The sequence below is a fragment of the Streptacidiphilus sp. MAP12-16 genome (genome assembly GCF_041262165.1).
Taxonomy (GTDB): Bacteria; Actinomycetota; Actinomycetes; order Streptomycetales; family Streptomycetaceae; genus Streptacidiphilus.
Genome location: NZ_JBGCBY010000005.1, coordinates 247,090 through 271,186 on the forward strand (window position 1 = coordinate 247,090; position 24,097 = coordinate 271,186).

General features: G+C 71.8%; 23 protein-coding genes and 1 riboswitch. Of the genes, 13 read left to right on the plus strand and 10 right to left on the minus strand.

Translation table 11 applies throughout. The features are described from left to right. Positions 1-74: 74 nt before the first annotated feature. The 4 genes from ABIA33_RS08495 to ABIA33_RS08510 all read left to right on the plus strand — a co-directional run bounded on the left by ABIA33_RS08495 (position 75) and on the right by ABIA33_RS08510 (position 3,910). Positions 75-869 (plus strand): lysophospholipid acyltransferase family protein, encoded by a 795-nt coding sequence (locus ABIA33_RS08495; RefSeq protein WP_370078852.1) that lies wholly within the window; start codon positions 75-77, stop codon positions 867-869. Between the two features lie 24 nt (positions 870-893). Continuing rightward, positions 894-2,093, plus strand: a complete 1,200-nt coding sequence (gene macS, locus ABIA33_RS08500) for a MacS family sensor histidine kinase (protein ID WP_370078854.1) — start codon at positions 894-896, stop codon at positions 2,091-2,093. A 6-nt stretch (positions 2,094-2,099) separates the two neighbouring features. After that, positions 2,100-2,798 (plus strand): response regulator, encoded by a 699-nt coding sequence (locus tag ABIA33_RS08505; RefSeq protein ID WP_370078856.1) that lies wholly within the window; start codon positions 2,100-2,102, stop codon positions 2,796-2,798. Between the two features lie 86 nt (positions 2,799-2,884). Next, positions 2,885-3,910, plus strand: coding sequence for a 6-phosphofructokinase (locus ABIA33_RS08510; RefSeq protein ID WP_370078858.1), 1,026 nt, complete (start codon positions 2,885-2,887; stop codon positions 3,908-3,910). A gap of 96 nt (positions 3,911-4,006) precedes the next feature. Here ABIA33_RS08510 and ABIA33_RS08515 read toward each other — a convergent pair whose 3' ends face one another. Together ABIA33_RS08515 and ABIA33_RS08520 are read right to left on the minus strand one after the other, a co-directional pair. Next, positions 4,007-5,518, minus strand: a complete 1,512-nt coding sequence (locus tag ABIA33_RS08515; protein WP_370078860.1) for a sensor histidine kinase — start codon at positions 5,516-5,518, stop codon at positions 4,007-4,009. Between the two features lie 10 nt (positions 5,519-5,528). Beyond that, positions 5,529-6,287 (minus strand): response regulator transcription factor, encoded by a 759-nt coding sequence (locus ABIA33_RS08520; protein WP_370078862.1) that lies wholly within the window; start codon positions 6,285-6,287, stop codon positions 5,529-5,531. Positions 6,288-6,469: 182 nt separating this feature from the next. Between ABIA33_RS08520 and ABIA33_RS08525 the strand changes: the two genes are divergently transcribed. Together ABIA33_RS08525 and ABIA33_RS08530 are read left to right on the plus strand one after the other, a co-directional pair. Further along, the gene (locus ABIA33_RS08525) at positions 6,470-7,861 is read left to right on the plus strand and encodes a ferric reductase-like transmembrane domain-containing protein (RefSeq protein WP_370078864.1); all 1,392 of its coding nucleotides are present in this window, start codon (positions 6,470-6,472) and stop codon (positions 7,859-7,861) included. Between the two features lie 14 nt (positions 7,862-7,875). Continuing rightward, the gene (locus tag ABIA33_RS08530; RefSeq protein ID WP_370078866.1) at positions 7,876-8,334 is read left to right on the plus strand and encodes an FMN-binding protein; all 459 of its coding nucleotides are present in this window, start codon (positions 7,876-7,878) and stop codon (positions 8,332-8,334) included. Positions 8,335-8,498: 164 nt separating this feature from the next. On the opposite strand, the gene ABIA33_RS08535 is transcribed toward ABIA33_RS08530, so the two are convergent. Beyond that, positions 8,499-10,427 (minus strand): anthranilate synthase family protein, encoded by a 1,929-nt coding sequence (locus tag ABIA33_RS08535; RefSeq protein WP_370078868.1) that lies wholly within the window; start codon positions 10,425-10,427, stop codon positions 8,499-8,501. 338 nt (positions 10,428-10,765) lie between these two features. Here ABIA33_RS08535 and ABIA33_RS08540 point away from each other — a divergent pair, with 338 nt between their 5' ends. Both ABIA33_RS08540 and ABIA33_RS08545 read left to right on the plus strand, forming a co-directional pair. Continuing rightward, positions 10,766-12,106: a class II 3-deoxy-7-phosphoheptulonate synthase gene (locus ABIA33_RS08540; RefSeq protein ID WP_370079064.1), complete on the plus strand. Its 1,341-nt coding sequence runs from the start codon at positions 10,766-10,768 to the stop codon at positions 12,104-12,106. A gap of 156 nt (positions 12,107-12,262) precedes the next feature. Beyond that, entirely contained in the window at positions 12,263-12,481 is a 219-nt protein-coding gene (locus ABIA33_RS08545) for a bacterioferritin-associated ferredoxin (protein WP_370078870.1), read from the plus strand. A 145-nt stretch (positions 12,482-12,626) separates the two neighbouring features. Here the strand turns inward: ABIA33_RS08545 and bfr are convergent, their stop codons facing one another. Further along, positions 12,627-13,106, minus strand: coding sequence for a bacterioferritin (gene bfr / locus ABIA33_RS08550; RefSeq protein ID WP_370078872.1), 480 nt, complete (start codon positions 13,104-13,106; stop codon positions 12,627-12,629). Between the two features lie 158 nt (positions 13,107-13,264). On the opposite strand from bfr, the gene ABIA33_RS08555 reads away from it, so the two are divergent. After that, positions 13,265-13,915: a sulfite oxidase-like oxidoreductase gene (locus tag ABIA33_RS08555; RefSeq protein WP_370078874.1), complete on the plus strand. Its 651-nt coding sequence runs from the start codon at positions 13,265-13,267 to the stop codon at positions 13,913-13,915. 31 nt (positions 13,916-13,946) lie between these two features. Here ABIA33_RS08555 and ABIA33_RS08560 read toward each other — a convergent pair whose 3' ends face one another. From ABIA33_RS08560 to thiO, 5 genes are all read right to left on the minus strand, one after another. Further along, on the minus strand, positions 13,947-14,651 hold the full coding sequence (locus ABIA33_RS08560; RefSeq protein WP_370078876.1) for a nitroreductase family protein: 705 nt from the start codon (positions 14,649-14,651) through the stop codon (positions 13,947-13,949). A gap of 86 nt (positions 14,652-14,737) precedes the next feature. Continuing rightward, positions 14,738-16,675 (minus strand): Stk1 family PASTA domain-containing Ser/Thr kinase, encoded by a 1,938-nt coding sequence (gene pknB, locus ABIA33_RS08565; RefSeq protein WP_370078878.1) that lies wholly within the window; start codon positions 16,673-16,675, stop codon positions 14,738-14,740. Between the two features lie 128 nt (positions 16,676-16,803). Beyond that, the gene (locus ABIA33_RS08570) at positions 16,804-17,598 is read right to left on the minus strand and encodes a thiazole synthase (RefSeq protein ID WP_370078880.1); all 795 of its coding nucleotides are present in this window, start codon (positions 17,596-17,598) and stop codon (positions 16,804-16,806) included. 9 nt (positions 17,599-17,607) lie between these two features. Beyond that, positions 17,608-17,820, minus strand: a complete 213-nt coding sequence (gene thiS, locus ABIA33_RS08575) for a sulfur carrier protein ThiS (RefSeq protein WP_370078882.1) — start codon at positions 17,818-17,820, stop codon at positions 17,608-17,610. Then, on the minus strand, positions 17,817-18,965 hold the full coding sequence (gene thiO / locus ABIA33_RS08580) for a glycine oxidase ThiO (RefSeq protein ID WP_370079066.1): 1,149 nt from the start codon (positions 18,963-18,965) through the stop codon (positions 17,817-17,819). The genes thiS and thiO overlap by 4 nt, the downstream gene beginning before the upstream one ends. A gap of 105 nt (positions 18,966-19,070) precedes the next feature. Next, a riboswitch (TPP riboswitch) is annotated at positions 19,071-19,156 on the minus strand. A 252-nt stretch (positions 19,157-19,408) separates the two neighbouring features. Between thiO and ABIA33_RS08585 the strand changes: the two genes are divergently transcribed. The 3 genes from ABIA33_RS08585 (at position 19,409) to thiE (ending at position 21,784) form a co-directional block, all read left to right on the plus strand. Beyond that, positions 19,409-20,683, plus strand: coding sequence for an NAD(P)/FAD-dependent oxidoreductase (locus ABIA33_RS08585; protein ID WP_370078884.1), 1,275 nt, complete (start codon positions 19,409-19,411; stop codon positions 20,681-20,683). 64 nt (positions 20,684-20,747) lie between these two features. Beyond that, entirely contained in the window at positions 20,748-21,113 is a 366-nt protein-coding gene (locus ABIA33_RS08590; protein ID WP_370078886.1) for an Rv2175c family DNA-binding protein, read from the plus strand. Continuing rightward, a complete protein-coding gene (gene thiE / locus ABIA33_RS08595; protein WP_370078888.1) occupies positions 21,110-21,784 on the plus strand; it encodes a thiamine phosphate synthase in 675 nt (224 codons plus the stop codon). Before ABIA33_RS08590 ends, thiE begins: the two co-directional genes overlap by 4 nt. A gap of 55 nt (positions 21,785-21,839) precedes the next feature. Here thiE and ABIA33_RS08600 read toward each other — a convergent pair whose 3' ends face one another. Further along, positions 21,840-22,976: a polyprenyl synthetase family protein gene (locus ABIA33_RS08600; protein WP_370078890.1), complete on the minus strand. Its 1,137-nt coding sequence runs from the start codon at positions 22,974-22,976 to the stop codon at positions 21,840-21,842. A 140-nt stretch (positions 22,977-23,116) separates the two neighbouring features. Here ABIA33_RS08600 and metF point away from each other — a divergent pair, with 140 nt between their 5' ends. Beyond that, positions 23,117-24,034 carry a methylenetetrahydrofolate reductase [NAD(P)H] gene (gene metF, locus ABIA33_RS08605; RefSeq protein ID WP_370078892.1) on the plus strand — a complete coding sequence of 306 codons (918 nt, stop codon included), beginning with the start codon at positions 23,117-23,119 and terminating at the stop codon, positions 24,032-24,034. The last annotated feature ends 63 nt before the right edge of the window (positions 24,035-24,097 follow it).

A 24,097-nucleotide genomic window follows, 5' to 3' on the forward strand; every position in this document is an offset into this window, starting at 1 on the left:
CGCCCCCTGGCAAGCACAGTAGTCGAGCACGAGCGGCTAAGGTTCTGGGTGGTTCGTGAATCTGGAGGCCAGGGTTGTTCTACCGACTGATGAAGATGATCGTCGCTCCACTGCTGAAGATCTTCTTCCGTCCGTGGGTCGAGGGGATGGACAACATCCCCGCAGACGGCCCTGCCATCCTGGCCAGCAACCACCTCTCCTTCTCCGACTCGTTCTTCCTGCCCGCGCTGATGAAGCGCCGGGTGACCTTCATCGCGAAGTCGGAGTACTTCACCGGCACGGGCGTGAAAGGCAAGTTGACGGCCGCGTTCTTCCGCGGCGTCGGCCAGCTCCCGGTGGACCGGTCCGGCGTGCGCGGCGCGGGTGAGGCGGCGATCCGCAGCGGTATCGAGGTGATCGAGCGGGGCGAGCTGTTCGGTGTGTACCCGGAGGGGACGCGCTCGCCCGACGGCAAGCTCTATCGCGGCAAGGTCGGCGGGCTGGCCCGGATCGCCCTGGCCACCGGCGCGCCGGTGATCCCGGTCGCCATGATCGACACCGAGAAGCTGCAGCCGCCCGGCCAGGTCAAGCCGAACTTCGGCGTCCGGCCCGGCATCCGCATCGGCACGCCGATGGACTTCTCCCGCTACCACGGCATGGAGAACGACCGCTTCATCCTGCGCTCGGTGACCGACGAGGTCATGTACGAGATCATGCGGCTCTCCGGCCAGGAGTACGTGGACATCTACGCGACGGCGGCCAAGCGCCAGATCCAGGACGCGAAGAAGCAGGCCGACGCCGAGCGCAGGGCTGCCGCGAGGCAGCTGGCGCAGAAGCAGGCCGAAGAGAAGAAGCAGGCCGAAGAGAAGAAGCAGAGCGAAGACAAGTAGACCGACCGGGGCAGGGGGGTCAGGGTGGGGACGAAGGAACGATCCGCCGCGGGGGTGTTCTCCGTGGAGCAGCCGCTGTGGCGGGCCGTGTCGGCGTTCCGCCTGCTCACCATGCTGTACGCGGTCGGCCGCTACGCCGGTGACGCGCACTACTACCGCTACCCGCTCGGGGCCTGGCTCTACATGGGCGTGCTCGCCGCGTGGACCCTGGCGACGATGCGGCAGTTCTCCACCAAGGCGCGTTGCGACTGGCGCTGGCTGTACGGCGACCTGGTGCTGATCGTCATCGGAATCCTGCTGACCAGGGCGTTCGACTCGACCGTGAACGTCGACTCGGGCGCCGTGACGCTGCCGACCATCCGCGCAGCCGCCACCGTGCTGGGTTTCGCCGTGATGGGCGGCTGGCGCCCCGCCGCCCTGTCGGGGCTCGTGGTCGGCCTCGCCAACATCGGCGAACGCGGCGCGGTCACCTCGGGCAACGTCCACAACATCGTGCTGCTGATGCTCGCCGGCATTGCCATCGGCTACGTCGTCGAGCTGGCCCGCGCCAGCGAGCAGGCCCTCGCCAGGGCTCTGGAGATCCAGGCCGCAACCCGCGAGCGGGAGCGGCTGGCCCGCGACATCCACGACGGGGTGCTGCAGGTCCTGGCGATGGTCCAGCGGCGCGGAACCGAACTCGGTGGGGAGGCGGAGGAGATCGGCCGGATGGCGGGGGAGCAGGAGATCGCGCTGCGGGCCCTGATCGCCGAAGGCCTGGTGCCCAACCCCTCCTACGAGGCCCCGCGTCGTGCCGTCAGCGCTCCCGAGCCGGGCACCCCGCAGGATCTGCGTTCGCTGCTGGCGCCGTTCGCCGGTTCCCGGGTGACGGTGTCCGCTCCGGGCACCCCGGTGCTGCTTCCCGGACGTGCCGCTTCCGAGCTGAGCGCCGCTGTCGGTGCCGCGTTGGACAATGTGCGCAAGCACGCGGGGGAGCAGGCGCAGACCTGGATCCTGGTCGAGGAGGAGCCGGACGCGGTGGTGGTGAGCGTCCGCGACGACGGTCCCGGGTTCGGGAAGGAGCGGTTGGGCGAGGCCGAGCGGGAGGGACGCCTCGGCGTGTCCCAGTCCATCCGGGGGCGGCTGCGGGATCTGGGCGGCAGTGCGGAGATCAGCTCGGCGGCGGGTCAGGGCACCGAGGTGGAACTGCGCGTGCCGAGGCTGCCCGGGCAACGAGAGGCCGGGTAGACGGAAATGGCGGAGAGGGAGCCGGATGTGACGGCCGATCAGCAGGTGATCAGAGTAATGGTGGTGGACGACCACCCGATGTGGCGGGAGGCCGTGGCCCGTGACCTCGCCGACGCGGGCTGCCATGTCGTCGCCACAGCCGGCGACGGCAGGGAGGCGGTGCGCCGCGCACCGGCGGCTGCCGCGCAGGTCGTGGTCCTGGACCTGAACCTGCCCGACCTGCCGGGCGTGGAGGTCTGCCGGCAGCTGATGGCGCACCAGCCCACGCCCCGGGTGCTGGTGCTCTCCGCGAGCGGCGAGCACGCGGACGTCCTGGAGGCGGTGAAGTCCGGCGCCACCGGCTACCTGGTCAAGTCCGCCAGCCGCGAGGAACTGCTGGACGCGGTGCGCCGGACCGCCGTCGGCGACCCGGTGTTCACGCCGGGACTGGCCGGACTGGTGCTCGGGGAGTACCGCCGCCTGGCGGCCGAGCCCGCGCCGACCGACGCGCGGACCCCGGCCGCCCCGCAGCTGACCGAGCGGGAGACGGAGGTGCTGCGGCTGGTGGCCAAGGGCCTGTCCTACAAGCAGATCGCCGACCGCCTGGTGCTGTCCCACCGCACCGTGCAGAACCACGTCCAGAACACTCTCGGCAAGCTCCAGCTGCACAACCGGGTGGAGCTGGTCCGCTACGCCATAGAGAGCGGGCTGGACGAGGAGCAGTAGGTCCCGCAACGCACGCCGGGGTGCAGCCGTCCCGCACGCCGCTACCGTGAACTGACAGTTCGTCACGCTCATGGGAGGGGACGGATATGCGGATCGGAGTGCTCACCGGCGGGGGAGACTGCCCCGGGCTCAACGCGGTGATCAGGGGGATCGTTCGCAAGGGAGTGCAGGTCTACGACTACGAGTTCACCGGCTTCAGGGACGGCTGGCGCGGGCCGCTCGAAGGAGCCACCAGCACCCTCGGCATTCCCGAGGTGCGTGGCATCCTGCCCCGCGGCGGCACCATCCTCGGCTCGTCGCGGACCAATCCGCTCAAGGTCGTCGACGGCATCCGCAAGGTCAAGGAGAACCTCGACAAGTACGAGGTGGACGCGCTCATCGCGATCGGCGGCGAGGACACCCTCGGCGTCGCGTCCACCCTGCACGAGCACGGCGTCAACATCGTCGGCGTACCCAAGACCATTGACAACGACCTCAACGCGACCGACTACACCTTCGGCTTCGACACCGCCGTCAACATCGCGACCGAGGCGATCGACCGCCTGCACACGACCGCCGAATCCCACCGCCGGGTCCTCGTCATCGAGGTGATGGGCCGCCATGCCGGGTGGATAGCACTGCACTCGGGCATCGCCGGCGGTGCCAACGTCATCCTCATCCCCGAGCAGCGCTTCGACATGGCCAAGGTCTGCGCCTGGGTCGAGCAGCGCTTTCGGATCAACTACGCCCCCATCGTCGTCGTCGCCGAGGGCGCGATGCCAATCGAGGGCCAGATGGTGGTCAAGGACGACTCCACCGACGCCTTCGGGCACGTGCGGCTGTCCGGCATCGGCGAGTGGCTGGCCCATGAGATCGAGGCCCGTACCGGCAAGGAGGCCAGGACCACGGTCCTCGGCCACATCCAGCGCGGCGGCACCCCCAGTGCCTTCGACCGCTGGCTGGCCACCCGTTTCGGCCTGCACGCCGTCGACGCTGTCCACGACGGCGCGTACGGGACGATGGTGGCCCTGCGCGGCACCGACATCGTGCGGGTGCCGTTGGCGGAGGCGACCGTCCGGATCAAGACCGTCCATCCCGGCCTCTACTCCGAGTTCGACGTCTTCTTCGGCTGAGCTGAGCTGAGCTGAACTGCGCCGGCGCGGGGGTGGGAGGTTGAACCGGTCCCCGCGCATGGCGTCGCGAGCCCGGCCTAGACCTTCAGCGCCCTCCTACGCCACCGGGTCCGTGTCCGCCACCTGGTCGGACTGCTCTGAGCGGGCCGGCACGCCGGACCGGCCTCCCGGTTCGGACGGCAGTTCCATGCTGAACTCGGTGTGGCCCGGGCGGCTCCGCACCGTCAGGCTCCCCGCGTGCGCGGAGACCACGGCGTGGGCGATGGCCAGTCCCAGGCCGCTGCCGCCGTCCGCCCGCGAGCGACCGCCGCCGCCGCGGGTGAAGCGCTCGAACAGCTCGCCGCGGAGCTGCTCGGGGATGCCCGGGCCGTCGTCGGTGACGGTCAGCCGGACCAGGTCCTGGGAGCTGGACAGACGCACCGTCACCGTGGTGCCTGCAGGAGTGTGGATGCGTGCGTTGGCGAGAAGGTTGCCCAGCACCTGGTGCAGCCGGTCCCGGTCGCCGGTGACGGTGACCGGGACCTCGGGCAGCTCCAGCGCCCACCGGTGGTCCGGCCCGGCGACCCGGGCGTCGGAGGCGGCGTCGATCACCAGCACGGTGAGGTCCACCTCCTGCCGGTCCAGCGGGCGGCCCGCGTCCAGCCGCGCCAGCAGCAGCAGGTCGTCCACGATCGCGCCCATCCGCACCGACTCCGCCTGCACCCGCTCCAGGGCCCGCGCCACCTCGGGGGCCTGCGGCTGCGGATGCAGCCGGGCCAGCTCGGCGTGGCCGCGGACCGCGGCCAGCGGGGTCCGCAGCTCGTGCCCGGCGTCGGCGGCGAAGCGCCGCAGCCGCTCCTCCGAGGCGTGGCGGCGGGCCAGAGCGTCCTCGACATGGCCCAGCATCCGGTTGAAAGCCGCGCCGACCTGGCCCACCTCGGTGCCCGGATCGGTGTCCGGCACCCGCGTCGGCAGGGCCACCGCTCCGCTCGCCAACGGCAGTTCGGTGACCCGTACGGCCGTGGCGGCCACCCGGTCGAGCGGGCGCAGTGCGAGCCGGACCCACAGCGCCCCGGCGACACCCGTGGCGACCATGGCCACCCCGAAGACCGTCAGCTCGACCATCACCAGGCGGTGGACCGCGTCCTCCACCCCGGCCAGCGGCATCCCCGTGACCAGGACGTCGCCGTCCAGGCCCGGCTCGGCCCGCACCCGGTAGCCACCGAATCCGCTCAGTTCGAGGTCGTGGACGCTACCGTCCACCGGCAGGGCCCTCAGCTTGCGCTGCTCGTCGGCGGAAAGGTGGACGGTGTCAGCGGTGCTGTTCACGTCGTCCGCGTCACCGTCGACGACGGCGGACTGGGTCACCACGCCGCCGGCCAGACGGGCACCGAAGGTTCCGACGGACTGGCCCCGGGTGTCCGCGGGCATGGCGCCCGACCCGCCGTGCTCCAGGCTCGCCGCGTAGCGGCTACCCGACTGCACCAGCTGCTGGTCCACCTTGGAGACCAGGAAGCCGTGCAACGCCACCGTCGTCGCCGTCCCCACCGCCGCGCACGCCAGCGCGAGCAGCAGGAGCAGCCCGGCGATCAACCGGGCCCGCAGAGTGCGGGGCAGGAACCGCCTCATCGGAACCGCCTCATCGCGGTTCCCGGATCACGTAGCCGACCCCGCGCACGGTGTGGATCAGCGGTGCCCGCCCGGCGTCGACCTTCTTCCGCAGATAGCTGATGTACAGCTCCACCACATGCGCCTGTACGCCGAAGTCGTAGGACCACACGGCCTCCAGGATCTGCGCCTTGCTCAGCACCCGGCGCGGGTTGCGCATCAGGTAGCGGAGCAGTTCGAACTCGGTCCGGCTGAGCTCCACCGGACTGCCCGCCCGGAGCACCTCCCGGCTGGCCTCGAACAGCTCCAGGTCGCCCAGCGCCAGCCGCGGGCCGCGCTCGGCATCGTCGTCGGCGGCCGGGCCCAGACCCGCCCGCCGCAGCAGCCCGCGCAGCCGGGCGGCGACCTCCTCCAGGCTGAAGGGCTTGGTCACGTAGTCGTCGCCGCCTGCGGTGATCCCTGCGATCCGGTCCTCGACCGCGTCCCTGGCTGTGAGGAAGAGCACACAGATGGTGGGTTGGTCAGCCCGGAGCAGCCGCAGCACCTCGAAGCCGTCGATGTCCGGCAGCATCACGTCCAGTACCACCGCGTCCGGGCGGAACTCGCGGGCCGTCGCGACCGCCGCCGCACCGTCCGCCGCCGTCCGTACCTCCCAACCGTCGTAGGTCAGGGCCTGCGCCAGCACCTCGGTCAGATCGGGTTCGTCGTCGACCACGAGCGCACGCGGAACGCCGCCGGGTGTCTCCGGCTGTGGGTCCTGGGGCGTGCCGCCGGGGTTCGCAGTAGGCATGGCTTCCCATGATGCACCAGGAGGTACGCCGCTCCGGCCGTTGATTCACAGGGAATCCACTGAGAGGCGACACATTCAGAGGGAACTCAGAGGAGCCGATGGCAGGGTGTGTGTGCGGGGCATTCCGCCCGTTGCCCAGAACCCGCCGGGACATCCCCCGCCGAGACATCCCGAGGAGACGCATGACGAGCACGGTCGGAGCGCGCCCCGGCGCCACCGCGCGCCATGGCGCGCCGCCTCCGGAAACCCGCAACGGCGCCCCGCTGCTCGCCGGAGCGCTGCTGGCCGCCATCGGCCTGGGGGCGGCCGTGGTGATGCTGCTGTGGTGGAACAACACCGGGTCCGTGGTCACCCAGGCCGCCTGGATCACCAACGCGGGACGGCTCTGCGGCCTGCTGGCCGGATACGCCGCCCCCGTACTGGTGCTGCTGATGGCCCGGATACCCGTCCTCGACCGCACCCTCGGCAGCGACCGCCTGGCCCGCTGGCACGCGATGGGCGGACGCTACATGGTCGGGCTGGTCATCGCGCACGTCCTGCTCATCATCTGGGGCTACGCCCTCACCGACCACAACGGCCTGGTCCACCAGACCGCCCAACTGGTCTTCCACTACCCGGACATGCTCAAGGCCACCATCGGCACGGTGCTGCTGCTCGGCGTCGGCGCGGTGTCCGCGCGCGCCGCGCGGCGCAGGCTCAGCTACGAGACCTGGTACTACCTGCACCTCGCCACCTATGTCGCGATCTTCCTCACCTTCTTCCACCAGCTCAGCAACGGCGCGGAGTTCGTCCTGGACAAGAAGGCCCAGCTGCTCTGGTACGGCCTCTACCTCGGTTCCGCGGCGCTGATCCTCTGGTTCCGCTTCCTGGTCCCGGCCCTGCTGGCGCTCCGGCACCGGCTGAAGGTCGTCGAGGTGCGGCCCGAGGGCCCGGGAGTCTTCTCGGTGTTCATCACCGGTCGGCGCCTGGACGAACTGGCGACGGCGACCGAGCCCGGCCAGTTCTTCCGCTGGCGCTTCCTGGAACGCGGACTGCTGCTCGCGGGCAACCCCTACTCGCTGTCCGCGCCGCCGAACTCCTCGTACCTCCGCATCACGGTCAAGGACCTGGGCGGCCACAGCAGGGCGCTCGCCCGGTTGCGTCCCGGCACCCGGGTGTTCGCCGAGGGCCCGTACGGCGCGTTCACCGCCGCGAGGCGCAGCCGGCGCAAGGTGCTGCTGCTCGCGGCAGGCGTCGGGATCACCCCGCTGCGCGCGCTGTTCGAGTCCCTTCCCGCCCGGCGGGGCGAGCTCACCCTGATGTACCGGGCCAGCCGCGCCGAGGACCTGATCTTCCGCAAGGAACTGGAGTCCATCGCGGCCCGGCGCGGCGCCAAGCTGTACTACCTGGTCGGATCGCGTGCGGAGGTCGGCGAGCCGCTGCAGGCCAGGACGCTTCTGGGGATGCTCCCCGATCTGCGCGAGCACGACGTCTACCTCTGCGGCCCCGACGGCATGACCCGCACCGCGCGCGAGGTACTGGAAGCGGTGGGTGTGCCGCGGAGCCGGGTCCACCACGAGTCCTTCGAGTTCTGAGAGAAGCTGCCCCGATGCGTCGCATAGCCCTGACCGCAGGAGGCACCGCCCTGGGTGTCGTGCTGCTGCTGGCCGCCAAACCGCACCACACGGTCTCGGTGGCGGTCCCGGTCGTCGCCGCGCCCAACCCGTCCGGGTCGGCTCCGGCGGCTTCCGGCTCGGGCGGCGGTTCGAGTTCCACACCGGCCAAGACCGGGGTCCGTTCGATCACCGGTGGCGCGGTGGACACCCGCTGGGGCCCGGTGCAGGTCAAGGTCACCTTCAACGGCTCGAAGATCACCGCCGTCGACGTGGTGCAGCAGCCCGACGGCAACCCCAGGGACCAGGAGATCAACTCCCAGGCCATCCCGATCCTGACGCAGGAGGCGCTGGCCGCGCAGAGCGCGAAGATCGACGCCGTCTCCGGTGCCAGCTACACCAGCGAGGGCTACATCAGCTCCCTCCAGAGCGCGCTGGACGCCGCCGCGAAGTGACCCCGGCGGCGTGGGTCCGTGGGCGGGCGTTGGTGGGCGGGGTCAGGCGTTCTGCGGGGTGAGGGCGCGGAGTGGGTCGGCGACGATGATGTGTCTGTTCCGGGGGCCACCCCCGGACCCCGGGTGCGTGGGGGTCCGTGGGGGGCTGGCGTTGGTGGGCGGGGTCAGGCGTTCTGGGGGGCGAGGGCGCGGAGTAGGTCGGCGACGATCGTGACGCCGTCGAGTGTCAGCACGGACTCCGGGTGGAACTGGACGCCGGCGAAGCCTGGGCCGGCGAGGGCGAAGACGTCGCCCGTCGCCGGGTCGCGGCTGACCTCGACGCCGCGGGCGGCGAGGCGCAGGGCGTCCGCGTCGTCGCAGACGGCGGTGAAGGTGTTGTAGAAGCCCACCGTCTCCGCGCGCCCGAACAGGTCGATCCGCTCCTGCGCGCCCTGGTACGGAGTGGCCTTGCGCCGCAGCGGCAACCCCAGCGCCGCACACAGGAACTGGTGGCTGAGGCACACCGCGAGCAGCCCGCCGGGCCGCCCGGTGGCCATCAGCTCGCCGACGACCCCCTGCATCCTGCGCATCTTCGGATCGGTCAGGTCGGCCGGGTCACCGGGGCCCGGGCCCAGCACCAGCGGGCCCTCGTGTCCGGCGACCGCCTCGGCCAGACCGGGGAGGTCGTAACGTCGGACGGTGACCCGGTGGCCGAGCGAGCGCAGCAGATGCGCCAGCATCGAGGTGAAGGTGTCCTCGCAGTCGATCACCAGGACGTGCGGCTGCTGCTCCGCCGCCGGCGTCTGCGCCGCCGTCTGCAGCCGCAGCCAGAACGGCGCGAGGTTGCTGCGGCGGGCGTCCAGGGCCGCCTGGACCCGGTGGTTCTCGGCGAGCCGCGGGCGCGCTTCGGGCCGCTCGGAGCGCGGGCGTGACGGCAGCGCGCCGATCGCGGTGAGCACCCCGGCAGCCTTGGCATGCGTCTCGGCCACCTCGGCGGCCGGATCGGAGTGGCGCACCAGCGTCGCGCCGACCCGGACCGCGAGCCGGCCGGTCGCCGGGTCGATGTCGGCGGTGCGGATCAGGATGGGGGAGTCGAGCGTCTGGCCGCCGCCCGCCGTGCGGCCGACCAGCGCCAGCGCGCCGGCGTAGTAGCCGCGCCCGCTGGCCTCGTAGCGGGAGATCACGCGGGTGGCGTTCTGCAGCGGGCTGCCGGTCACGGTCGCGGCGAACATGGTCTCCCGCAGCACCTCCCGTACGTCCATCGTGGTGCGCCCGCGCAGCTCGTACTCGGTGTGCGCGAGGTGCGCCATCTCCTTCAGCCGGGGCCCCAGCACTTGGCCGCCCAGATCTCCGACCGCGCACATCATCTTGAGCTCCTCGTCGACGACCATGGTGAGCTCCTCCAGCTCCTTGGGGTCGTTGAGGAACGCCAGCAGCGAGTCCAAGGTCGGACCGGACGCGGGATAGCGGTAAGTGCCCGAGATCGGGTTCATCACCACGGTTCCGCCGGTCTGCCGCACATGGACCTCGGGACTGGCCCCGACCAGCACCCTCTCCCCGGTGTGCACGAGGAAGGTCCAGTACGCGCCGCGCTCCTGCTCCAGCAGGCGGCGGAACAGCGTCAGCGCCAGCGCGGGGGAGAAGTCCCGCAGCGTCCCGGTGAAGTCGCGGCGGATCACGAAGTTGGCGCCCTCGCCACGGCCGATCTCGTCCTCGATCACCCGCCGGACGATCTCCGCGTACTGCTCGTCGTCGATGTCGAAGCTGCCGCCGTCGAGCCGCACCGGCAGCAGCGGCAGTGCCGCCCGCAGCTCGGCCAGTGGCAGCGCGTGCGACTCGCGCACCCGCAGCGCCTGCAGCGGGGTGCCGTCGTCGCGGGCGTCGAATCCCCGCTCGCGCAGCTGCCGGTACGGGACGAGCGCGAGCAGGTCGTGCACGGGCCGGCCCGCAGCGCCCTCCTGCACCGGCAGTTCGGCCAGCGTCTCGTACGTGCCGACCTCGCCGAAGAGCACCTCGACGGTGTCCGGGGCCAGGCGTGGGGCACGGCGGTGTAGCAGCGCGAAGGGCTCGCGGGCCTCGGCGAGCCGGGCGATCAGTGCGGTGGTGTCGGTCACAGCGGTGGACCTTCCAGGGAGCGGGGAGCGGAGCGGCGGGAGGGCGGTGCCGGTCGGCTCGGGGCGGTCTCCGCTGGAAACGCAGAACGGCCGCCCCGAGGGGCGGCCGTTGAGTCTGCGTGGGAACGCGCGATCAATGGGCCGCCTCGGGGACGGTCCACCACCAGGAGCTGGCGTGCTGCATGGTCTGCGGGTTCGGAGTCACGGGGCAGACCCTAGCGGATCCGCACGCCGCGTGGCGGCAGGTCCACCACGTGTCTCACCCACCGGGCGTCCGGGACATTTCGTTTGCGTGACCCCGTAGCCTTGGCTGCGTGACCGTGAACGTTGAAACCCCGATCGAGGGCAACTCCAGCCAGGAGTACTCCTGGCAGTCCCTTCCCGCGGCGCAGCAGCCCGAATGGCCGGACCCCGAGGCTCTGCGCAAGTCCCTTGCCGACCTCGCGTCGTATCCGCCTCTCGTCTTCGCCGGCGAGTGCGACCAGCTGCGTACCCGGCTTGCCGCCGTGGCCCGGGGTGAGGCGTTCCTGCTCCAGGGCGGCGACTGCGCCGAGGCGTTCGACGGCGTGTCCGCGGACCAGATCCGCAACAAGCTGAAGACGCTGCTGCAGATGGCCGTGGTGCTCACCTACGCGGCGTCCGTCCCCGTGGTCAAGATCGGCCGGATCGCCGGGCAGTACTCCAAGCCCCGCTCCAAGTCGACCGAGACCCGTGACGGTGTGACCCTGCCGGTCTACCGGGGCGACTCGGTGAACGGTTTCGCGTTCACGCCCGAGTCCCGCATCCCGGACCCGGAGCGGCTCAAGCGGATGTACAACGCGTCCGCGTCGACGCTCAACCTGGTCCGCGCCTTCACCACCGGTGGTTACGCCGACCTGCGCCAGGTCCACGCCTGGAACCAGGACTTCGTCCGCAACTCGCCCTCCGGCCAGCGCTACGAGCGACTCGCCAAGGAGATCGACAGTGCGCTGTCCTTCATGAACGCCTGCGGGGTGGACCCGGAGGAGTTCCGGACGGTCGAGTTCTACGCGTCGCACGAGGCGCTGGTGCTGGACTACGAGACGGCGATGACCCGCACCGACTCCCGTACCGGCCACCTGTACGACGTGTCGGGCCACATGGTCTGGATCGGCGAGCGCACGCGGCAGCTGGACCACGCGCACATCGAGTTCGCGTCCCAGATCCGCAACCCCATCGGGGTGAAGCTCGGCCCGACCACGACCGTGGACGAGGCGCTGACGCTGATCGACCGGCTGGACCCGGACCGCGAGCCCGGACGGCTCACCTTCATCACCCGGATGGGTGCAGGCAAGGTCCGCGACCGGCTGCCGGAGCTGGTGGAGAAGGTCACCGCGAGCGGTGCGAAGGTCGTGTGGATCTGCGACCCCATGCACGGCAACACCTACGAGGCGGAGACCGGGCACAAGACCCGTCGCTTCGACGATGTCCTGGACGAGGTCAAGGGCTTCTTCGAGGTGCACCGCGCGCTGGGCACCCACCCGGGCGGCATCCATGTGGAGCTGACCGGCGACGACGTCACCGAGTGCGTCGGCGGCGGCGACGAGGTCTTCGTGGACGACCTGCACCAGCGCTACGAGACGGCCTGCGACCCGCGGCTCAACCGCAGCCAGTCGCTGGACCTGGCGTTCCTGGTCGCAGAGATGTACCGAGGCGTGTGACTCGGGCAGTCTGACCCCGGCAGTGTGACGAACGCCCCTCTCGGATCCAGCAAACGGAACCGAGGGGGGCTTTTCGCGTTCGCCTGCGATTCGGTAAGGTTAGCCTTAGCTGAACCCGACCCCGCCGAACCGACCCCGAGGCCAGGAGCGACCGCCATGTACGTGTGTCTGTGCCATGCGGTCACCGAGGAGCGCGTCCGCGAGGAGATCGCCGCCGGCGCGACCACGCCCCGCCAGGTCGCGGGCGGCTGCAAGGCCGGCACCGACTGCGGGTCCTGCGTCCGCCGGATACAGGCGCTGCTCGGGCACGAGGGGGCGCGCCCGTGCCCGACCGCCCGCCTCGCCGCGCGGCTGGGCCTCGCCGACGCCGCTTAGGGGCGTTGAGCAACCACAAAGCAACCACAGCAGGGGCGCGGGGAACCGCGCTGCCAGCCGTATGCCTCCGTAGCTGGTTGGCAGCGCAGTTCCCCGCGCCCCTGGCTGTGCATGGTCGCTCGCTTGCCTCTGCTGCCGGCGCAGCCTAGCTCTCCGGCTGCTCGATCAGCTGCGCGATGTACAGCGGCTCCCCCAGCTTCGCCAGCAGTTCCAGCTGCGTGTCGAGGTAGTCGATGTGGTGCTCCTCGTCCTCCAGGATGTGCTCGAAGATGTTCGCCGAGGTGACGTCCCCCTTGGCGCGCATCACCACGATGCCGCGCCGCAGCCGGTCGATGGCCTCGACCTCGATCTGCCGGTCGGCCTGGAACATCTCCCCGACGGTCTGCCCGATCCGCAGGTGGAAGAGCCGCTGGTAGTTCGGCAGCCCGTCCAGGAAGAGGATGCGGTCGGTGAGGACTTCGGCGTGCTTCATCTCGTCGATGGACTCCGAGCGGGTGAACTTCGCCAGCTTCGTCCAGCCGAAGTTCTCCTGCATCTTGTAGTGCAGGAAATACTGGTTGATCGCGGTCAGCTCGGCGGTCAGCTGCTCGTTGAGGAACTCGAGGACCTCGGGGTCGCCCTGCATGAGTCGCGCCCTTTCTGTGCCGTTCAGTACGGTTTTGCGAATCGTTCCACCGGCGCCGAACGAGATCCAGTAAGGTCACACTCGCCTGCGCCCTCGGGCTGCGCTCCCCGAGATACCCCGTGCGCGCTGCTGCGGGGACGATCTGTCACCATGGACACATGGGTCAGTCCGAGAACGAGCAGGCCACGGCCCAGGCTGAAGCACCGGAGCCACAGTCAGGAGCCCTCCCGCCCGGCCAGCGACTGCAACGTGGATGGCCCGTGCTCCACTACGGCCCGGTCCCCCGGTTCAAGCCGCAGACCTGGGAGTTCCAGGTGTTCGGCGCAACCGCCTCCGGCGACAAGCAGAGCTGGGACCACCAGGGCTTCATGACCCTCCCGCGCACCACCGTCACGGCCGACCTGCACTGCGTCACCCGCTTCAGCATGCTCGGCAGCCGTTGGGGCGGAGTCGCCACCACCACCATCCTGGAACTGGCACCTCCCGCGCCCGAGGTCACCCATGTGATGGTCTGGGCCGAGTACGGCTTCAGCTCCAACCTCCGCCTCGCGGACTTCGCCGACCCCTCCTGCCTCTTCGCCACCGACCGCAACGGCGACCCGCTCACGGTCGAGCACGGCTTCCCGGTCCGCCTCGTCGTCCCCCACCTCTACGCCTGGAAGGGCCCCAAGTGGGTCCGCGGCGTCGAGTACATGACCGCCGACCGCCGTGGCTTCTGGGAGGAGCGCGGCTACCACAACGTCGGCGACCCCTGGTCCGAGCAGCGCTACTCCTACCAGGAACAGCCCGGCGACGGCCCCGAACTCTGACGACCGGGGAAGCGACCTGGGCGCGTGCCGCCTACCAGCGGTCGCGGTGGAGCACGTCGGCGACGGGTCGGCGGCGGACCGGGCCGAAGTTGCCGAGCGGCCAGCCGATCGGGATGACGGCGAAGGTGTGGACGTCCGAGGGGATGCCCAGGGCGGCCTTCCACTCGCGCTCCAGCATCAGGTGCCAGATCGTCAGATTGGCGCCCAGGCCGAGAGCTCGGGCGGCCAGCAGCAGGTTCTGGACGCCCGGGTAGACGCTGGACGCCTCTCCCAGGAGGCTGAACCGGCCGCCCCGAGCCGCGAGCCGTCCCAGCCCGGCGGTGCCCAGCTGGGCGACCATGCCGCGCAGGCCGTCCAGGTCCGCGTTGACCTTCGGGGCCCGGTAGCAGGGGATGACCAGCGCCGGGGTCTCGGCGAAGTGGTCCCGCTGGTACTCGATCGCGGCGCGCATCCGCTCGAACGCGGCGTCGTCCATCGCCGCCGGGGTGGTGCGGCCTGCCGAGGCCAGATAGGCGTCCACGCAGCGGGTCCACAGCGGCGCGAGCGTCGCGACCACCTGGCGGTCCGTCACCAGGACGTACTGGTAGTCCTGCGCGTTGGACCCGCTCGGCCCGTACACGGCGGCCTGGACGAGCCGTTCGAGCAGCTCGTCCGGCACCGGGTCGGCGCTGAGCCGCCGCATGGCCCGCATGGTGGCCATGGTGTCGAAAAGGTCCGCTGACACAGGTGGGGTCATGCGCAAGGAGTGTACGGAGCACTCCCTGAACGCACGGCGGCGGGTGCCTCCTGGAAGGGGGGCGCCCCGCTCCGGGCTGTCAGCTGTCAGAGCAGGGTGATGGTCACCGTGCTGCCCTGCGGGGCCTGCTGGCCGCCATTGGGGCTCTCGATGTGGACGGTGGGGTTGCCGAACGGATTGAGCTTGATCGCCTGCACCTTGAAGCCGGCAGCCTGCAGGATCTTCTTGGCCTCGCGTTCGTTCTTGCCCGTCACATCCGGCACGGACAGCAGTTGCTGGCCCTTGGACACGGTCAGCGTCACCGTCGATCCCTGCCCGGCCTTCGCCCCGTTGGGGCTCTGGTTGACCACGGAGCCGGCGTCGATGGTGGACGAGAACACCTGGTCGGGGTTCACCTGGACGGTGAAGCCCGCATCCCTCAGGTCCGAGGTGGCCTGGTCCACCGGCTCCCCGACGACGTTGGGCAGGTCGGTGGGCGCCTGACCGTTGCTGACGACCAGGTCGACCGGGGTGTTCGGCTGCTGCTGGGTGCCGCTGCCGGGGTTCGTGCTGATCACGTCGCCCTGCGGCACGGTGTCGCTGCCGGCCTGGGTGACCTGACCGATCGCCAGGCCCGCGTCCTTGATCGCCTGTTCGGCGTCCGCCTGCGACTTGCCCGACACGTCCGGCACGGTCGGCCGGTTCGGTCCCTTGGACACGTCCAGGGTGACCGTCGCGTCCTTGCGGATCCGCGCGCCCGCACCGGGATCACTGCTGATCACTTTGCCCTTGCCGACGGTCGCGCTGAAGTCCTGCTGCAGGGCGACGGTCAGACCGTCGCCCTGCAGTGTCTGCACCGCGGTGCCCTGCGGCTGGCCGAGCACACTCGGCATCTGCATGTACAGGCCGTTGAGCGCCCAGGTCGCGCCGGCGGCGACCAGGCCGATGACCAGCAGCACGGTGACCGGGAGCAGCCACCCCCGGCGGCGGCGACGCGGACGCCCGGCGGCGGTGCGCGGCTGCGGCTGGAACTGCCGCTCGTCGGGTTCCGCTCGGCGCGGCATGACCAGGTCGGGGGGCAACTGCATCACGCTGGTGCGCTCGACCGGCGGACCGGACGGCATCGCCGTCGTCGGGTCCGCGCCGGGGAACGCCGCCGACTGCGCGGCGGCGGCCGGCTCCGCGTCCAGTTGCGCGGGGGCCAGCCCCCGTCGGATCTGCTGGAGCGTCGCCAGCAGTTCGACGGCGTCCGCGGGGCGGCGGTTGGCGTCACGCGCGGTCGCGGCGACCGTTATGGCGTCGAGCTGCGGGGCCAGGCCCGGCACCAGCGTCGACGGCGGCGGCACGTCGGTGCTGAGGTGCTGGAAGATGACCTGCATCGGGCTCTCGCCGGTGTGCGGCTTGCGGCCGGTCAGCATCTCGAACATCAGGACGCCGCACGCGTACACGTCCGTGCGGGGGTCGGTCGCGCCCTGCTCGATCTGCTCCGGGGCCAAGTACGAGACCGTGCCCATGACCTGCCCGGTCGTCACCTGGCTCTCCCCGCTGACGGCCCGCACCAGGCCGAAGTCGGTGACCTTGACCCGGCCGTCCTCGGTGAGCAGGACGTTCTCCGGCTTCACGTCCCGGTGCACCAGACCGGCGCGGTGGGCGGCGCCCAGGCCGGCGAGGATCGGCTCCAGGATGTCCAGGACGGTGCGCGGGGTCAGCGCGCCCCGGTCCCGCATCAGGTCGCGCAGCGTCCAGCCGGGCACGTACTCCATGGCCAGGAAGACGGCGTCACCGTCCGCACCCTGGTCGAAGACGTTGACGACGTTGGGGTGCGACAACCGGGCGACGGCCTTGGCCTCGCGGATGAAGCGGGCGGTGAAGTCGGGGTCGCTCGCCAGCCCCGGATGCATGACCTTGAGTGCGACGACCCGGTCCAGGCGGGTGTCCAGGCCCCGGTAGACCGTGGCCATGCCGCCGACGGCGATGCGCTGCTCGACCCGGTAGCGGGCGTCGAGCATCCGCCCGAGAAGGGGGTCGTGCAGGGTCGTGTCCATCCAACGCAGTTTACGGTGCGGTGGCGGCCCTGCGGGTGCAGCGACGGCGCGGTCGTTGCGCGATGGTAAGAATCGTCACGCCGTCGTCACATCGTGCGCGCCCCGCGCGCCGTCAGCCCCGCGCGCCGTCAGAACGCCGGCGCCTCCGGATCGAACTGCGCCCGTCCGGCCATCGGTGAGGACGCCTCGGCGTGGAAGCGCCGCGGGATCCGCCCGGCCCGGTAGGCCAGCCGCCCCGCCTCGACGGCGTGCCGCATCGCCTCCGCCATGAGCGCGGGCTCCTGCGCGCGGGTCACCGCTGTGGCGAGCATCACGGCCGCGCAGCCGAGCTCCATCGCGAACGCCGCGTCGGAGGCGGTGCCCGCGCCCGCGTCCAGGATCACCGGGACGCCGGCCCGCTCGACGATCAGCTGGAAGTTGTGCGGATTGCGGATGCCCAGGCCGGAGCCGATGGGGGAGCCGAGCGGCATCACCGCCGCGCACCCGGCGTCCTCCAGCTTGCGGGCCAGGACCGGGTCGTCGTTGGTGTAGGGGAGGACGACGAAGCCGTCGTCGACGAGGGTCTCGGCGGCGTCAAGGAGTTCGATCGGGTCGGGGAGCAGGGTGCGCTCGTCCGCGACGACCTCGAGCTTCACCCAGTTCGTCCCCAACGCCTCGCGGGCCAGCCGGGCGGTGAGCACGGCCTCTCCGGCGGTGAAGCAGCCCGCGGTGTTGGGGAGTACCTGGATGTCGTTGCGCTGCAGGACCTCCAGCACGGAGCCGCGGGCGGAGGGGTTGATACGGCGCATGGCGACGGTGGTCAGCTCGGTGCCGGACAGGCGCAGCGCCTGCTCCAGCACGTCCAGGCTGGGTGCGCCGCCGGTTCCCATGATCAGACGGGAGCCGAAGCTGCGGTCGGCGATGGTGAGGATGTCGTCGGACATGGCTCCGGATCAGCCTCCTTGGACTGCGGTGAGGATCTCGACGCGGTCGTCGGCGGCGAGGGGGGTGGCGGACCAGGCGCTGCGGGGCACGACGGCCTCGTTGACGGCGGCCGCGACACCCGAGGGCGCGGCGCTGAGGCCGGCGACGACCTCGGCGAGCGTGGTGCCGGGCGGGACCTCGCGGGCGTCGCCGTTGACGCGGATGGGCAGAGTCGTCGTCATAGGGAGGCCTCCGAGAGGGCACTGTGCCGGTCGAAGCGGGTCGGGGCGAACGGGGCGGCCTCCGGCGGCAGGTTGCCGGTGGCCAGGTACGCGGCGACGGCGTCGGCCGTGACCGGGGTCAGCAGCACGCCGTTGCGATGGTGGCCGGTGGCGGCGACCAGCCCCGGCAGTGCGGTCGGGCCCAGCAGCGGGGCGTTGTCCGGAGTGCCGGGGCGCAGGCCCGCGCCGGTCTCGACCAGAGGGAGTTCGGTGATGCCGGGGACCAGCTCGTGAGCGTCCCTGAGCAGCTCGTACACGCCCCCTGCGGTGACGGTGGTGTCGAAGCCCTGCTCCTCCATGGTCGCGCCGACGACCAGCTCGCCGTCCTCGCGCGGGACCAGGTAGAGGTGGCAACCGCGCACGACGGCGCGGAGGTTGCGGGAGAGGAAGGGCACGCCGAAGGCCGAGGTCATCCGCAGACGCAGGATCTGGCCCTTGACCGGGCGAACCGGAAGCCGGGCCTCCGGCGGCAGGCCGGGTATCTCGCCGGACCAGCAGCCGGCGGCCAGCACGGTCTGATCGGCGGTGAGGACGGCGCCGCCCTCGGCGAGGGCGCCGGTGGCGCGGTCCTGGCGGGTCGTCACGCGAGCCGCGCGGGAACGGTGGATCCGGACGCCCGCGCGGAGGCAGGCCTCGACCAGGGCCGCGCCGAGGCGGCGGCCGTCCACCTGGTGGTCGCCGGTCACCAGCAGGCCGCCCTGTACGGACGGCGCGAGCATGGGTTCGAGCTTGCGGCACTCGCGGCCGGTCAGCCAGGACACGTCCAGGCCGAGGCGCTGCTGGAAGGCGTACAGCTCGCGCAGCTCGGCGCGGTCGTCGGCGTCGAGGGCGGTGGCGAGGGTGCCGCAGACCCGGTAGCCGGTGGACAGGCCGGTCGCCTCGGTGAGCTCGGCGGCGAAGGCGGCGTAGCGCTGGTTGGAGGCGATGCCGAGCCGCAGCAGCTCCTCCTCGCCGTACTGGAGCTCGGTGACGGGGGCGAGCATGCCGGCAGCGACCTGGTTGGCGCCCTGGCCCGGGGCCGGGTCGAGAACGGTGACCGAGAGCCCGCGTTGGGCGGTGCGCCAGGCGACGCCGAGACCGATGACGCCGCCGCCGACGACCAGCACGTCGGAGTGGCCGCCCGCGGTGTCGTCGCCGTCTGCTCGGCCGCCGTCTGTTCGACGGCTCTCTGTTCGACCGCTGTCGATATGGGCGCGTGACACGGTGCTGCGCTCCCTTCGCCGGCATGACCCGGATCAGGTTCGGACGGTCGGAGGCCTGCCGCCTCCCTCTCAGCCCGGTACGCCGGGCTCCCGTGGTTTCCCGTCCACTGTAGTCGCGCGCATGCGGCTTGGACCGACCGGCACATGGTGGCTGGCGTCACGGGGCGATGGCCGTCGCCTGGACGGCTTGTCGTCGGTCGACCGATGCTCCGCATCGACTCCCTCCTCCGCACCCCCGCCCGTCGCCCGACCACCACCCCCAAGGGAAGCGCTTCGCGCCCCGCTCTTGGCCCGCGCCCCGCTCCTTCATCCAGCCACCATGTGCCGGTCGGTCCTACAGTGGCGGGATGTCTGAGCGGGAGAGCGTGCGGCAGAACGTGCAGCGCATCGTCGTGGCGGGCGCGGGGATGGCCGGGGTGCAGACCGTCGTCGCGCTGCGCGAGCAGGGCTATCCGGGCGAACTCGTGCTGGTCGGGGCGGAGCACCACCCCCCGTACGACCGGCCGCCGCTGTCCAAGGACATCCTGCTGGGCCGGGCCGAGCACTCGCGCTTCGAGGTCGACTACACCGAGCTGGGCGTCGAACTGCTGCTCGGCCGTCGGGCCGTCGGCCTCGACACCGAACGGCGGCTGCTCCACATCGAGGGCGGAGACCTGCCCTACGACCGGCTGGTGCTCGCCACCGGCGCGACGCCGGTCGTCCTGCCCGGCCAGCCCGCGAGCGCCTACCTGCTGCGGACGCACGATGACGCCGTCGCACTCAAGGGCGTGCTGCGCCCCGGCGCGCGGATCGTCGTCGTCGGCGCGGGCTGGATCGGCGCGGAGGCCGCGACCGTGGCGCGGCTGCTGGGCTGCGAGGTGACCGTGCTGGAGGCGGCGCCGGTGCCGCTCGCCGGTGCGCTGCCCGCGGAGGTCGGCGAGCGGATGCGCGACTGGTACGCCGAGGCGGGCATCGAGCTGCGGACCAGCACCGGGGTGGGCGGCGTCGTGGCCGGGGACGAGCGACTGGAGGGCGACGCCCGCACCGCCGTCCTGCTGACCGACGGCAGCGAACTCGTGGCGGACGCCGTCGTGGTGGGGATCGGGGCCCGGCCGGACACCGGGTGGCTGGACGGATCCGGCATCGCCCTGGACGACACCGGCGCCGTCGCCGCCGACGCCTGGCTGCGGACCTCGGCCGAGGGCGTGTTCGCGGTCGGCGACTGCGCCTCGTTCCCTTCCGCGCGCTACCGGACGCGGCTGCGGGTGCACCACTGGGACAACGCCCTGCAGGGCGCGCGGGTGGCGGCGACCAACGCACTCCGGCTGGAGGAACTGGGCCCGGAGCAGGTGTACGACCCGGTGCCGTACTTCTGGTCGGAGCAGTTCGGCCGCATGGTCCAGTACGCGGGGCACCACGGCGCCGGCGACGAACTCCTCTGGCGCGGCGACCCGGCGGGCGGCGGAGGCTGGGGCGCGCTGTGGCTGCGCGGCGACGTGCCGGTGGCGTTGCTCGCCGTCGACCGGCCCCGCGACCTGGCCCAGGGACGGCGGCTGATCGAGCGCGGCAGGCCGGTCGACCGGGTGTCGGCGGCCGATCCCTCGGTCCAGTTGAAGGCGGCCGTTCGGCCCGAACTCTGCTGAGTTCGGGGGGCGTGCGGGGGCGTGGTGGTGCGCGGGGGCGGCCAGGGATGGCAGGCTGGGGGGCGTGAGCCAGATTGATCCCAAGATTGACGCCCTGATCCCCGCGTGGATGTACGTCCCCGACATCGCCGAGCAGTGGGGCCTGGTCGTGACCAAGGTCCGCCGGATGGTGGACGACGGCACGCTGATCGCCGTACGCCGAGGCGAGAACAACTCGCTGCAGGTCCCCGCCGCGTTCATCGGCCCCGACGGACCCGTGAAGGGTATCGTCGGCCTGCTGACGGTGCTCCGTGACAACGGGTACTCCGACGCCGAGGCGCTGGAGTGGCTGTTCACCGACGACCCCTCGCTGCCCGGCACCCCCGCGCAGGCACTGAACGAGAACCGCGGCACCGAGGTCAAGCGCCGGGCGCAGGCGCTGCTCCTGTGAGCGCCGCCGTGGGCGCGGGCGCACGGGCCCGTCTCGCCGACGCCCGGCTCTACCTGTGCACGGACGGGCGCCGGGAGCAGGGCGACCTCGCCGAGTTCCTCGACGCCGTGCTCGCGGGCGGTGTGGACGTCGTGCAGCTTCGTGACAAGGGCCTGGAGGCCCGGCAGGAGCTGGAGCAGCTGGAGGTGTTCGCCGACGCCTGCCGGCGCCACGGCAGGCTGCTGTCGGTGAACGACCGCGCCGACGTCGCCCATGCGGCACGGCCGGAGGTACTGCACCTCGGGCAGGACGACCTTCCGGTCCTGGCAGCCCGCGCGATCCTCGGCGACGACATGGTGATCGGCCGCTCCTGCCACGCCGAGTCGGAGGTGGACGCGGCGCTGGTCGAGCCGGGTGTCGACTACTTCTGCACCGGTCCGGTCTGGCCGACGCCGACCAAGCCGGGGCGCCATGCGCCCGGACTCGGCCTGGTCGAGTACGCGGCGAAGCGGCAGCCCGAGGTGGCCCCGGACCGGCCCTGGTTCGCCATCGGCGGCATCGACGCCGGGAACCTGGACCAGGTGCTGGACGCGGGCGCGCGGCGGATCGTCGTCGTCCGTGCCCTCACGGCTGCGGCCGACCCGCACGCCGCCGCCGCGGATCTCGCCCGAAGGGTGCGCGAGCGGGCCTGACGCCTCGCCGTTGCCGTCCGGACGGCGCGGCTCCCCAGGTCGTAAGACCTGGTCGTCAGTACCGCCGCGCCGTCGCCGCGTCCGCGAGGCGCCGCAGCACCCGGCGGGCCTGCGGCTCGACGATCGGCGCCGAGTCCAGTGCGGTCAGGGACTCGCGCATCAGCGACTCGATCCGGGCCTCGACCCGTTCCGGAGCGCCGCTGCGGGTGATCGCCCGGCGCAGCAGTTCGACCTCGGGCTCGGCGAGGCCCGGCGCGCCCAGCAGGTCGTCCAGCAGCCGGGCGTCCGCCCGGGAGCAGGTCGCCAGGGCCTCGGCGACGAGGAGGGTGCGCTTCCCCTCGCGCAGGTCGTCCCCGGCGGGCTTTCCGGTGAGGGAGGGGTCCCCGTAGACGCCGAGCAGGTCGTCGCGGAGCTGGAACGCCTCGCCCAGTGGCAGTCCATAGGCCCCGTAGGCGGTGGTCAGCGCCGGGTCGGCACCGGCGAGCAGACCGCCGATCTGCAGCGGGCGCTCGATGGTGTATTTCGCCGACTTGTAGTGGATCACGGTGCGAGCCCGTTCGATCGGGTCGCTGCCGTCGTCCTCGGCCCAGGCGGCGGCGGGCCCCAGCATGTCCAGGTACTGACCCGCCATCACCTCCGTCCGCATCAGGTCGAACAGCGGCTTGGCGCGTCGGACCGCGTCCCGATCCAGCCCGCAGTCCCAGAGCAGCTCGTCGCACCAGGCCAGCAGCAGGTCGCCGAGCAGCACGGCACCGGCCGCGCCGTACCGGGCACTGTCGCCGCGCCAGCCCCGGGCGGTGTGCTGGGCCTCGAAGCGGCGGTGCACGGAGGGCAGGCCCCGGCGGGTGTCGCTGCCGTCTATCAGGTCGTCGTGCACCAGCGCACTGGCCTGCAGCAGTTCCAACGCGGCGCAGGCCGCCACCGCGCCGCTGTCGCGGGCGCTGCCGCCCGCTCCGCGCCAGCCCCAGTAGCAGAAGGCCGGGCGCAGCCGCTTGCCGCCGCTCTGCAGAAAGTCCCGCAGGACGGCCGCGAGCGGCGTGAGTTGCGGGGAGATGGAGGCGAGGACGGCGTCCTGCCGGTCGAGGAACCGGGTCAGCGCATCGTTCACCCGCAGACGCAGCCGCTCCTCGTCGACGGGGTTGCCCGGCGGAAGGGCAGCGTCGAGTGGGGCGGCGGGGTGGGTGAGGGACACCGGTGAGCTCCGAGCGGTTTCGTGGACGGCCAGCCTAACGCGAGGGACCCGCGGGGCCGGAGAGCACGCCCCCGCGCGGCCCGTATCAGCAGGCGGACTGCGGTTTCAGAATCTGTCCGGATGGCGGATAACCTGCTGTCATGGCCCTCGGCACCCCCAGCACCCGGAACGACGGTGCGTTCTCCATCCGCGAGCTCCTGGCGGCGGGGACCCGCTCCTACTCGTTCGAGTTCATGCCGCCCCGCAGCGCAGAGGCGGAGGTCGGGCTGTGGAAGGCGATCCGCAGGCTGGAGTCGCTGTCGCCGACCTTCGTCTCGGTGACCTACGGCGCCGGCGGCTCCACACGTGGCCGCACCGTCAACATCACCGGCCGGATCACCCAGGAGACCACGCTCACTCCGGTGGCCCATCTCACTGCGGTGGACCACAGCATCGCCGAGCTGCGCAACATCCTCGGCCACTACGCCGACCAGGGCGTGCGCAATGTGCTGGCCCTGCGCGGCGACCCGCCCGGCGACCCGCTGGGCCCCTGGGTGAAGCACCCCCAGGGCGTGGCCTACGCCAGCGAACTGGTGCAGCTGATCAGGGAGTCGGGTGACTTCTGCGTCGGCGTCGCCGCCTTCCCCGAGATGCACCCCAGGTCGCCCGACTGGGACAGCGACATCCGGCACTTCGTCAACAAGTGCCGGGCCGGGGCCGACTACGCCATCACCCAGATGTTCTTCGACGTGGAGGACTACCTGCGGTTTCGCGACCGGGTCGCGGCGGCCGGCTGCGAGGTGCCGATCATCCCGGAGATCATGCCGGTCACCACGATCCGCTCGATGCGACGGATCGCCGAGCTGAGCACGGCCGTGTTCCCCGAGGAGCTGGCGGGGCGAATGCTCGCGGCCGAGGAGGACCCCAAGGCGGTGCGGGCGATCGGCATCGAGTTCGCCACCGAGATGTGCCGTCGGCTGATCGCCGAGGAGACCCCGGGGCTGCACTTCATGACGATGAACTTCTCCACGGTCACCTCGGAGATCTACCAGAACCTGGGGCTGCACCAGAGAGGCTGAGCTGCTTCACGGGTCGAGCCGGTACGGTGTCCGTCACGTGCGACGGGCCGTTCGCGCGGCCGG